General features: G+C 74.8%; 9 protein-coding genes and 1 pseudogene. 3 read left to right on the top strand and 7 right to left on the bottom strand.

The annotated features are described in order from the left end of the window. Positions 1-21: 21 nt before the first annotated feature. From wecB to STRAU_RS34655, 4 genes are all read right to left on the bottom strand, one after another. Positions 22-1,194, bottom strand: coding sequence for a non-hydrolyzing UDP-N-acetylglucosamine 2-epimerase (wecB, locus tag STRAU_RS34670; RefSeq protein WP_259300069.1), 1,173 nt, complete (start codon positions 1,192-1,194; stop codon positions 22-24). A gap of 273 nt (positions 1,195-1,467) precedes the next feature. Next, a complete protein-coding gene (locus tag STRAU_RS34665; RefSeq protein ID WP_016645084.1) occupies positions 1,468-2,148 on the bottom strand; it encodes a response regulator transcription factor in 681 nt (226 codons plus the stop codon). Continuing rightward, on the bottom strand, positions 2,145-3,359 hold the full coding sequence (locus STRAU_RS34660; RefSeq protein ID WP_016645083.1) for a PAS domain-containing sensor histidine kinase: 1,215 nt from the start codon (positions 3,357-3,359) through the stop codon (positions 2,145-2,147). The genes STRAU_RS34665 and STRAU_RS34660 overlap by 4 nt, the downstream gene beginning before the upstream one ends. A 12-nt stretch (positions 3,360-3,371) precedes the next feature. Beyond that, positions 3,372-4,010, bottom strand: coding sequence for a hypothetical protein (locus tag STRAU_RS34655; protein WP_016645082.1), 639 nt, complete (start codon positions 4,008-4,010; stop codon positions 3,372-3,374). A gap of 193 nt (positions 4,011-4,203) precedes the next feature. Here STRAU_RS34655 and STRAU_RS34650 point away from each other — a divergent pair, with 193 nt between their 5' ends. Next, positions 4,204-5,388 carry a sensor histidine kinase gene (locus STRAU_RS34650; RefSeq protein ID WP_016645081.1) on the top strand — a complete coding sequence of 395 codons (1,185 nt, stop codon included), beginning with the start codon at positions 4,204-4,206 and terminating at the stop codon, positions 5,386-5,388. A 188-nt stretch (positions 5,389-5,576) separates the two neighbouring features. Here STRAU_RS34650 and STRAU_RS34645 read toward each other — a convergent pair whose 3' ends face one another. The 3 genes from STRAU_RS34645 to STRAU_RS34635 form a co-directional block, all read right to left on the bottom strand. After that, the gene (locus STRAU_RS34645; RefSeq protein ID WP_078621706.1) at positions 5,577-6,800 is read right to left on the bottom strand and encodes an RNA polymerase sigma factor; all 1,224 of its coding nucleotides are present in this window, start codon (positions 6,798-6,800) and stop codon (positions 5,577-5,579) included. A gap of 216 nt (positions 6,801-7,016) precedes the next feature. Further along, complete coding sequence (locus STRAU_RS34640) at positions 7,017-7,403, bottom strand: YciI family protein (RefSeq protein ID WP_016645079.1); 387 nt, start codon at positions 7,401-7,403, stop codon at positions 7,017-7,019. Between the two features lie 54 nt (positions 7,404-7,457). Next, positions 7,458-8,987 (bottom strand): MFS transporter, encoded by a 1,530-nt coding sequence (locus tag STRAU_RS34635; RefSeq protein ID WP_016645078.1) that lies wholly within the window; start codon positions 8,985-8,987, stop codon positions 7,458-7,460. A 100-nt stretch (positions 8,988-9,087) separates the two neighbouring features. Between STRAU_RS34635 and STRAU_RS34630 the strand changes: the two genes are divergently transcribed. Further along, entirely contained in the window at positions 9,088-9,831 is a 744-nt protein-coding gene (locus tag STRAU_RS34630; RefSeq protein ID WP_016645077.1) for a TetR/AcrR family transcriptional regulator, read from the top strand. Between the two features lie 92 nt (positions 9,832-9,923). After that, positions 9,924-10,481, top strand: a pseudogene (locus tag STRAU_RS34625) (hypothetical protein); the annotation flags it as partial.

Here is a 10,481-nt window from a genome sequence, read left to right as displayed (position 1 = left end):
AGGGGGCGCAGCCCCCATGGGTCAGGCGGCGACAGACAGACGCGCAGGCCGGCCGGAGGCCACCGCGCCCAGGAGGGCGACGATCCGCTGCGAGGCGAGACCGTCGCCGAAGGGCGAGGGCGTCTCGGCGAGACGGCGCAGACCGGCGTCACCCTCGGCGAGACGCCGACGCACCGCACGACCGACCGCCCGCCCGGGGGCGACCAACTCGGCGAACCCGGAGTCCACGGCCTCGGGCCGCTCCGTGGAGCGGCGGACAACGACGAGCGGCCGCCCGAGGACGGTGGTCTCCTCCTGCACACCCCCGGAGTCGGACACGATCACGGCGGCATGCCGGGCGAGCGCGAGGAACTCCCCGTACCCGAGCGGCGCCAGCGGCGTGAGCGCGGCCAGCAGGTGGCCGAGTCCCGCGGCCTCCAGGCGGGCCTTGGTGCGCGGGTGGACCGCGAACAGCACGGGCAGCTCCGCGGCGAGGCCGGCCAGCTCGGTGAGGATCGCGCGCAGCGCGGCGGGGTCGTCGGTGTTCTCGGGCCGGTGCACGGTGGCTAGGAGGTAGCGGTCGGCGGTGACGCCGTGCTCGGCGAGCAGCGCGGCACGCTCGGCGGCGGCGGGCAGATGCTCGCGCACGGCCTCGACGACCGTGTTGCCGGTGACCGCGACGCGCCCGGCCGGGACGCCCTCGGCGCGCAGCAGGTCCCGGTTGTCCTCGGTGGCCGCGCACAGCACGTCCGCGAGCTGGTCGATCACGACGCGGTTGTGCTCCTCGGGCATCGCGCGGTCGTGGCTGCGCAGGCCCGCCTCCACGTGGACGAGGGGGATGCCGCGGGCGTTCGCGGCGAGCGCGCCCGCGAGGGAGGCGTTGGTATCGCCCTGCACGACCACGGCCAGCGGCGGCTCGTCCGCGAAGAGGGCGTCGAGCTGGGCGAGGGCCGTGGAGATCTGTACGGCGCGGGGCTTGCCGCCGACGCCCTCCAGGAGGGTCGGCTCGGGCAGGCCGAGCTCGGTGAGGAAGCGGCCGGAGAGGTCGGTGTCGTAGTGCTGGCCCGTGTGCACGAGGTGGGCGGCGGGGCCGAGGAGGCGGATCACCGGGGCGAGCTTGACCAGTTCCGGGCGGGTGCCGAGGACGACCGCCACGGAGCGGGTGCCCCACGTGGGCGTGGGGAGTATCGGGGTCACCGGGGCGGTGGGCGTCACGGGGGCTCCTGGCAGGTGCTGTGCGGGGTGGACAGCAGGAGCGTGCGGGGTGTGGGTTGCCTGGGGGGATTGTGTTCGGTTGCTCCACGGTTGCGAGCCTTCGGCCGAGGCTGTTTCAGGTCGAAGGCCCTGGCCCATAGGTCCCTTGCGGGCGGGACCTTCGCCCCCCCGCCCCTGATGGGGGCTGCGCCCCCTTTCCCCCGCCTTTCGGCCCTTCGGGCCTCCTTCGGGCCTCGTCCTCAAACGCCGGACGGGCTTAATAGTCCCGCGGGCTCAAGATTCCTCGCCGCGGTAGCGGTAGCCCATGCCGCGTACCGACTCCAAGGGGTCGTCGTCGTCGCCCACGGCGAGTTTTCTGCGGAGGCGGAGGACCGCGAACTTCACGCGTTCGCGGCCCGTCGCTTCGGGGTCGTCCCAGACGAGGTCGAGGAGCTGTTCGGTGGTGACGACGCGGCCGCGGTTGCGGACGAGGACTTCGAGGAGGCGGTACTCGATGGCGCTCAGACGGGTCTCGTGGCCCTGCCAGACGGCCGAGCGGCGTTCGGGGACGAGTCTGAGGCCCGCCTCGACGTAGTCGCCGCGCCACTGCTCGGGATTGCTGCGGCGCAGCAGGGCCTCGACGCGGGCGAGGAGCTCCAGGTGGTCGAAGGGTTTGCAGAGGTAGTCGTCGGCGCCGGAGCGCAGGCCGCGGACGCGTTCGGCGGGGCTGGTGCGGCCGGAGAGGATCAGGACGGGCAGGTCGGTGAGGTCGCGGGTGCGGTCGAGGACGTCCCAGCCGTCGAGGCCGGGCAGGACCAGGTCCAGGACCATCAGGGCGGGGCGGCGGGCGAAGAGGAGCCGCAGCGCCGCCTGGCCGTCGTCGGCGGCCACGACCTCGTACCCGGCCCGGGTGAACAGGACCCGCAGCGCGAGCCCGAGGTCGGGGTCGTCCTCGACGAGGAGGAGGCAGGTCATGCCGGGTCGGTCCCCGGCACTTCATCGTTCCGCGTGGTGCCGGTGTTCCGCGAGGTGCCGGCCCCGGGCGGGCCGGCCGCCGGCAGCCAGACCTCCATGGCCGTGCCGTGGCCCTCCGCGCTGTGCACGGACACCGTGCCGGCGTGCACGCGCACCGCGTCGCGTACGTCGTTGAGGCCGAGCCCGGTGCCGGGGTAGGGGCCGCGGCGGGCGTTCGGGGCCCGGACGAACTCGGTGAAGACCTCCTCCTGGAACTCCTTGGGGATGCCGATGCCGTCGTCGCGCACGGTGAACCGCCAGCCGGGGGAGGGGAGTTCGCCGTCGTGGGCGCCGCCGTCGCGGGGGCGGGCCGTCACGGCGACGGCGCCGCCCGCGGGCGTGAACTTCACGGCGTTGTCGAGCAGCGCGGCCAGGGCCCGTTCGAGGCGGTCGGCGTCGGCGACGAGCGGGGGCCGTTCGGCCGCGGCGGGCAGGTCCAGGCTCAGGAAGACGCCGCCCCGGGCAGCCCGCGGGGCGGTGTCGGCGACGAGCCGGGTCAGCAGCGGGCCCGGGTCGAGAGGGGCGTACGCGGGCGGGGCGGTCGCGGCCTCCGCGTACCGGTGCAGGAGGCCGTCCGCCATGTCCTGCATGCGCTGGGCGCCGCGCCGGATGGTGTCCACGTACTCGCGCTGTGCGGTGCTGAGCGTCCCGGCCGCCGGGTCGGCGAGCAGTTCGCAGAAGGTGAGCACGGTGGCCAGCGGGGTGCGCAGCTCGTGCGAGGTGCGGGCGGCGAACTCGGCGCGGTCGCGGGCGAGTTCACCCAGCGCCTCGATGTGCCGGTGCAGGTCGTCTTCGTACCGGCGCTGCCCGGTGATGTCCTCGACCAGCCACAGCACGCCGAGCCGGGCGTCGCCGGTGTCGATCGGCTGGCGGCTGCGGCGCAGCGTACGGCCGTCGCGCAGCTTCAGTTCGGCCTTGCGTACGAACTGGCTGCGCAGCGCGCGCACCGAGCCCATGTCCAGGTCCGGAAGGAGCCGCGTCATCGCCTCGGCGATGGGCTCGGCGGAGGCGCCCGCCGACAGGTCGACGCCCTCGATCCCGCAGACCGTCGCGAACTGCGGATTGGCCGCGACGACCCGGCCGTCGTCCCCGACGAGCAGTGCTCCGAGCGGGATCGCCCGGAGCACCGCGTCCGTGAACGGGGCGTGCAGGCCCCGCGGCTCAGCCGTCACGTGGTTCGGCCGTCACGTGGCGGGTTCGGCCACCGGCAGGCCCCCCCGGCCGTGGGCGGGTGCGGGCGCGAGGCCGAGGCGCTCCAGTTCCGCGTCCGCGAGCGCTTCGAGCACGCGCGGGTCGGCGCCGCGCCAGCCCTCGGCGAGGCTGCCGGGCGTGGCGTCCGGCAGGCCGGGGGTCTCGGCGAGGGCGGCGGCGGTGGCGGCCACCTCGTCGAGGGGGCGGAGCAGGGAGCGCAGGGCGAGGAGTTCGCGGCCGTCGTCGGACTCGGCGAGCTCCCGTGCGGCGACGGCCTGCCGGACCCAGCGAAGGCGGCGCGGCAGCCAGGCCGCGAGGAGCAGGCCGACCGGGACGAGGAAGAGGGCGACCGTGCTCATCACGAGCCCGGCGCGCATCGTCACCGGGTCGATGTCGTCCACGAAGCCGACGACGGAGCGCAGCGCGGCGCCGACGTCGTCACCGACGACGGGCAGGCGTGCGGCGGGCGAGCCGGAGGAGGCGACGCCCGAGTCGGGACCTGGCCGGGTGAGCAGCACGGCGAGGCGGTACGCGACGACCGCGGCGGCGGTCCAGGCCGCGGTCCACAGCAGGACCGCGGCGTCACCGGCGAGCTGACGGGTCCGTCGACCCGGATTCTGGGCATACCACATGGTCCGATTGGAACCCCGGACCGCGTGCGGGCGGGGCAGCCGCGCCGTGCGTACACCCGTTTCGCCGGGCGTGCGGCGGGTCTTCCGGGTCGGGCGGAGGGGTGGTGGTCCGGGCCGCCGGCTCGCCGGCGCGGACATCAGGGCCAAAAGTCCGATGTGTCCGGGCCAAAGCCCCGGGGATGATGGGGGGACCATGCACGACCTGCCCGCCGCCGAGGCGCTACGCAAGGCGGCGGCCGCGGCCCGTCGCCTCGCTCGGCGTTGCGCGCGCGAACCCCGGGCCCTGGACGTGCTCACCGCCCTGGCCTGCCTCGCCCTGATGGCACTCGACGTGCCGGGGCTCGCCGCCGAGGACAACTCGCTCAACGGCGCCATGGCCACCCTCGTCCTCGCGGCGGGCGCGGCGACGCTGCTGCTGCGGCGGAGCGCGCCGTGGGCCCCGTTCCTGATCGCGCTGGTGCTGCTCGGCTGGCTGCACGAGCTGACGCTCGCGCAGTTCGCGCTCTATTCGCTGGGGCGCTACCGGGGGCGGCTCGCCGGTGCCATCGGGGTCGTGCTGTACGTGACGTTCGCGTACGTGATGTTCACCCTGCCGGGTTGGCCGGTGCACCGCGGGGACACGCTCAGCGAGTTCCTCAGCCTGGTCGTGCCGATCGGCGCGCTCGCGGCGGGGGTGGGGGTCGCGGCCAACCGGCAGGACCTGGTGCGGGCGTTGCAGGCGCAGCGGGCCGAGACGCAGGCCCTGCAGGCCGTGCAGCAGGAGCGGCTGCGGATCGCGCGGGACGTGCACGACTTCGTCGGGCGTGAGCTGACGCTGCTGAGCGTGCGCTCGCAGGTCCTCGCCCGGCGGGCGTCGCACGGGCCGTGCGCGGACGGCTTCGACGAGCTGTCGGAGACGGCGCGCTCGGCGCACCGGATGCTCAACGAGATCATCGTGCAGCGCGGGGTCGACGGGGCGCCCACGCCCGGCCTGGAGGCGCTGCCCGAGCTGGCCGCGGCCAGTGGGCGTGCGGGCAGTCCGGTGGAGCTGGTCGTCGACGGCGCCGCGTACCGGCTTTCGCCGTTGCGGCAGGCGGCGGTGCACCGGGTGGTGCAGGAGTGCCTCACGAACGCGGCGAAGCATGCGCCGGGGGCGGCGGTGGAGGTGTGGGTCCGGGTGGTCGGGGGGCGGCTTCGGGTGACGGTGCGCAACGCCTTGCCGGCGGGGGCGGCTGCCTCTGGTCCCGTGGGTCCCGCGGGTTCCGCGCCGGTGTCCGCCGGGACCGGGACCGCGGGGATGGCGGAACGCGTCCGGACGGTGGGCGGCACGTTCTCGGCGGGCCCTCACGCGGGCGCGTACGTGGTGGAGGCCGACCTCCCCACCGGCACCCTCACCTGACCCCGGCCGGGGTGGCCGCCGATCGGCCTGACGGCCTCGTCCTCAATCGCCGGACGGGCTATATCCCCCACCCGCCCGCCCTTTCCACCCCTACGGCACGTAGTCGGCACGGCGCCACTTCAGCCCGTCCGGCGTTTGAGGACGAGGCCGTTCCGGGAAGGGGCGGGACTGGGGAATGCCCCGCAGGGCTACCCCCCGCACGCCTCCGCCCGCCCCAGCAAAAGCTCCCGCTCCCGCGCGTTCCCCGCGAGCGCGGCCGCGCGCTCGAACTCCGTGCGGGCCTCCGCGACGCGGCCGAGGCGGGCCAGGAGGTCGCCCCGGACGCTGGGGAGCAAGTGGTAGGAGCGCAGGGCCGGTTCGCCGGCGAGGGCGTCGACGAGGGCGAGCGCGGGCGCGGGCCCCTCGGCCATGGACACGGCGACGGCCCGGTTCAGCTCGACGACGGGAGAGGGCGCCCGCGCGGCGAGAAGGGCGTAGAGGGCGGCGATCCGGGACCAGTCGGTGTCGTCGTACGAGCGCGCGTGGGCGTGACACGCGGCGATGGCGGCCTGCAGGACGTAGGGCCCGCGCGGCCCCCGGGCCACCTCCTCGGCCCGCTCGAGCGCGGCGAACCCCCGCCGGATCAGCAGCCGGTCCCACCGCCCCCGGTTCTGGTCCTTGAGCAGAACCGGCTCCCCGCCCGCCCCGGTCCGCGCGGCGGTACGCGACGCCTGGAGCTCCAACAGCGCGGCGAGCCCGTGCACTTCGGCCTCCTTGGGCATCAGGGAGGCGAGCTGCCGGGCCAGCCGCAAGGCGTCCTCGCACAGGCCGGGCCGCACATGGTCGTCACCTGCCGTGGCCGCGTACCCCTCGTTGAAGATGAGGTAGATGACGTCGAGGACCGAGCCGAGCCGGGCCTCGCGGTCGGGCCCGTAGGGGACTTCGAAGGGGACGTTCCTGGCGGCGAGGGTGCGCTTGGCGCGCACGACGCGCTGGGCGACGGTCGGTTCGGGGGCGAGCACCGCGCGGGCGATCTCGGCGGTCGTCAGGCCGCCGAGCAGCCGCAGCGTCAGGGCGACCCGGGCCTCGGCGGAGAGCACCGGGTGGCAGGCGGTGAAGACGAGGCGCAGCAGGTCGTCGTCGATGGCGTCCGGGTCCTCGACCAGATCCGGGATCTCGTCGAGGTGCGGCGGCGCGGCCTCCAGGTCCCGGCCCATCTCCGCGAGTTTGCGCGCGTAGCGCTCACGGCGGCGTACGAGGTCGATGGCGCGGTGCTTGGCGGTGGCCATGAGCCAGGCGCCGGGGTTGTCCGGGACGCCGGACCCCGGCCACTGCTCCAGGGCGGCCACCAGCGCGTCCTGCGCGAGCTCCTCGGCGATGCCGACGTCTCGTACGATCCGCGCGACACCGGCGATGACGCGCGGGGCCTCCATGCGGAAGACGGTCTCGATGGTGCGCTCGACGCTGTGGCCGTCGGCGGCGGGCTCGGGGGCACGGCGGGGGTGCTCAGACGCGTGGTCCACGGCCACCCATCAGAGCACCCCCGTGCCCGCTCCGCAAAGAGATTCAGAGCATCCCCGTGCCCGCTCCGCAAAGAGATCAGGCGCCGGGCCCGGCCCCGGCGACCCGGGCAAGGCGTGACCCGGAGATCACGCCTCGGGCCCGACCCCCGGGACACCGGCCTCGGCGATCTCCCTGACCTCCACCGTCACCGTCCAGTAGTCCTCGTGGACCTTCAGGAACCGCTTGGTCCACTCGATCGCCTCGGCCCGGTCCTTGGCCTGGAGGATGGAGTAGCCGCCGACGACCTCCTTGGCCTCGGTGAACGGCCCGTCCGTGACGGACAGCCTGCCGCCCTCCCAGTGCACCCGGGAGCTCTCCGCCGTGGGCGCGAGGCCGGCGGTGTCGAGCAGCACGCCCGCCTTGGCCATCTCTTCCAGCAGCACACCCATGCGCTGCTGGAGCTCGGGGCTGGGGCCGCCGCTCTCCGGCAGGTCGTTCTCGTCGATGCGGATCATCGTCAGGTAGCGCGGCATGGCGTGTCTCCGTTCGGTCGGTGGGGCGGGTCTCTCCCCGCCCCTGTTCTCTTCTCACTGATGCGTCGAACGGGAGACGCCCGGATCGACACCGTCGCCGAGATTCTTCGAAGTTTTCTCGGACGTGTACGTTTCCGCAGGTCGCGGGGGTGTCGACGGCCGCGCACCGCGGCCGTGCAGCACCGCCGTCGCCAGCGCCGCCGCGACCAGCAGCCCCGCCGCCACGCCGAACGCCGCCGCGTACCCGTCCGCGAGCGCCCCCGGCCCGCCACCCGCCCCGGTGGCACTCGACGCCACCGTCACGAGCACCGCCAGGCCGATCGAACCGCCCAGCTGGCGCGAGCTGTTGAGCAGGCCCGACGCCATGCCGGTCTCCTCCGCCGCCACTCCCGAGGTCGCCGCCGTGCCGAGCGGCACGAAGCACATGCCGATGCCCACGCTGGCCACCAGCGACGGACCCAGGATCGACCCCGCGAACGTGCCGTCCGCCCCGACCGCCAGCGCGAACCACCCGAACCCGGCCGCGCCCAGCAGCCCGCCCGCCACGAGCAGCACCCGCTCCCCGACCCGGCCCACCGTCCGGGTCGCGACCACCGTCCCCGCGACGATGCCCGCGCAGAACGGCAGGAACGCCGCTCCGGCGCGCGTGGGCCCGTACGCCATGACCTCCTGGAGGTAGAGCGAGGTGAAGTAGAACGCGGCGAACTGGCCCGAGGACATCAGGAGCGAGAAGACGTTCGCGGACAGGACCGGGCGGTGGGTGAGCAGGCCGAGGCGGAGCAGCGGGCCGCGTGCGCGCCGTTCGCCGCGTATCTCGACGGCGCAGAAGGCGCCGAGCAGCACGGCCGCCGCCGCGAGCGTGCCCACGGTCGCCGCCGAGCCCCAGCCCTCGGTCTCGGTGCGGACCAGGCCGAGCACGAGCACGCTCGTCCCCGCCGTGACCAGGAGCGCGCCCGCCACGTCCAGGCGCGGGGCGTCCGCCCTGCGGCCGTCGGCGGGGACGCCGGGCCGGACCGCGGCGAGCGCCGCGAGCACCACGGGCACGTTGATCAGCATCACCGAGCGCCAGCCCACCCAGTCCGTGAGCAGTCCGCCCGCCATGATCCCGACGGCGCCGCCGAGCGCGCCCGACGCGCCCCACAGGCCGAGCGCCCGGGCCCGCGCCCTGCCCTCGGTGTAGTGGACGGTGATCAGCGCGAGCGCCACCGGCGCGAGGGCGGCGGCGCCCGCGCCCTGCACCGCACGCGCCGCGACGAGCTGCCCCGGGCTCTGCGCGAGCCCGCCGACGAGGCTCGCGGCCCCGAACACCACGAACCCGGCGACGAGCGTGCGCCGCCGTCCCATCAGGTCGGCGAGCCTCCCGCCGAGCATAAGGAGTCCGCCGAACGCGAGCGCGTACGCGTTGACGACCCAGGTCAGCGACTCCGGCGCGAAGCCGAGGTCGGCGCCCATGTCGGGCAGGGCGATGTTGACGACGGACATGTCGAGGGAGACGAGGAACTGGACGGTCAGCAGGACGGGAAGCAGCAGGCGGCCGCGCGTGGGCGGGCCGCCGGTCGGCGGGTCTGTCGGCGAGTTCGTCATGCGCCGCAGATTATTATACGCGTACAGAAACTGGCTATACGCGTAAGAAAATTAGTGCCCCGGGTCGGTCGCCGCCGCACGCGCACGGGACAATGAGCTCGTGGCAGCGCGAGCGAAGGACGAAGACCCCGGCACGGCCGGGCAGGGGCAGAAGCGGCGCGTCGGGCGGCCCCGGCGGATCGAGCAGGAGGCGATCGTCGACGTGGCGCGGCGCATCCTCCAGGAGGAGGGCGTCGCGGCGCTCAGCATGCGGCGCGTCGCCAAGGAGATCGGCGCCACGCCCATGGCGCTGTACCACCATGTGCGCGACAAGGACGAGCTGTTGATGCTCACCCTGGCCGGGACGGCCGCGACGCTCCCCCGCCCCGACCTGCCCGACGACCCCCGCGACCGGCTGCTCGCCGTGTCCCTGCACATGCACGGCATCCTGCTCCGGCTGCCCTGGGTGGTGGAGGTGCTGAGCCTCGGCGACCTCACCGACAAGGGCGCGATGTGGATGGTCGACGAGATCATCGGCGCGGGCGTCGCCTGCGGCCTCACCCCCGAGCAGGCCGTGCACGCCTACCGCACCATCTGGCACTGCGCGTACGGCGACCTCGCCTTCCGGCACGCGATGGCGCGCCGCGCCGAGGAGCCCGACCGCAAGCGGTACTTCCCCGACCTGCTCACGGACGCCGACACCGCCGAACTGCCCCACGTCGCCCCACTGACCTCCCGCTGGGCGGAGCTCAGGGAGGCATACGACTTCGCCGACCAGCTGAGCGCGGTGGTGGACGGACTGCTCGGCCGCGCCACCGGACCCGGCCGCCCCACCCCGTCGCACCCGCAAGCCGATACGCCGTAGACAACGCGGTGGCCACCGACTACACAGGGCCCTGCACGTCACGCACGGCACACCGGCCGTGCACGGACGGGAACCGAAAACGGGGGGCGCGCATGGCCGCGTGGGGTCAGGGCGGGGCAGGGACAGGACAAGAGATACGCGGGCGCGTCGCACCGCGCGACGCGCCGGCGCTCCAGTGGGCGGGCGCCGCTCTCCTGCTGTACGCGCTCGTGGCGACGGTCTGGATCGGGTACGAGGCCAAGGAGGCCACCGACGGCCCGCCCACCGGCTACAGCTACACCACCTACTCCGGGTACTCGCTCAAGGCCCTGTACGACCCGCGGGAATCCCTCACGCTGGTGGCGCAGACCCACTACGACTGGGCGTTCCTCGTGGTCGCCCTCGTCGTCGGCGCCCTCGCGCTCGGGCGGCGCCGGGTCGCGCGCGGGGGCCTCGCGCTGCTCGCCGCGCTCCTGATCTGCCTGGGCCTGCGGGAGCTGATCGGCCTGATGGCCACGGACGAGTACGGCGACCGCCTCACCGAAATCGGCTACGGCAAGACCCTGCTCACCTTCCGGTTCACGGGCCTCGTGCTCGGCTGCGCGCTGTGGGCGGTCGTCGCGCGGACGCGGGGCACGGCGAGCGGCGCCCCGGCCCCGCCGCCCCAAGCG

The organism is Streptomyces aurantiacus JA 4570 (assembly GCF_000414115.1).
Lineage (GTDB): Bacteria > Actinomycetota > Actinomycetes > Streptomycetales > Streptomycetaceae > Streptomyces > Streptomyces aurantiacus_A.
Note: the sequence above shows the minus strand (reverse complement) of the source record. Positions and strands in the feature narration are given on the sequence as shown.

Excerpts from the sequence above, each read along its gene's own strand:
- STRAU_RS34665 (WP_016645084.1), bottom strand. The coding sequence starts at position 2,148 with ATGACCTGCCTCCTCCTCGTCGAGGACGACCCCGACCTCGGGCTCGCG.
- STRAU_RS34655 (WP_016645082.1), bottom strand. The coding sequence starts at position 4,010 with ATGTGGTATGCCCAGAATCCGGGTCGACGGACCCGTCAGCTCGCCGGT.
- STRAU_RS34650 (WP_016645081.1), top strand. The coding sequence starts at position 4,204 with ATGCACGACCTGCCCGCCGCCGAGGCGCTACGCAAGGCGGCGGCCGCG.
- STRAU_RS34645 (WP_078621706.1), bottom strand. The coding sequence starts at position 6,800 with ATGGAGGCCCCGCGCGTCATCGCCGGTGTCGCGCGGATCGTACGAGAC.
- STRAU_RS34640 (WP_016645079.1), bottom strand. The coding sequence starts at position 7,403 with ATGCCGCGCTACCTGACGATGATCCGCATCGACGAGAACGACCTGCCG.
- STRAU_RS34635 (WP_016645078.1), bottom strand. The coding sequence starts at position 8,987 with ATGACGAACTCGCCGACAGACCCGCCGACCGGCGGCCCGCCCACGCGC.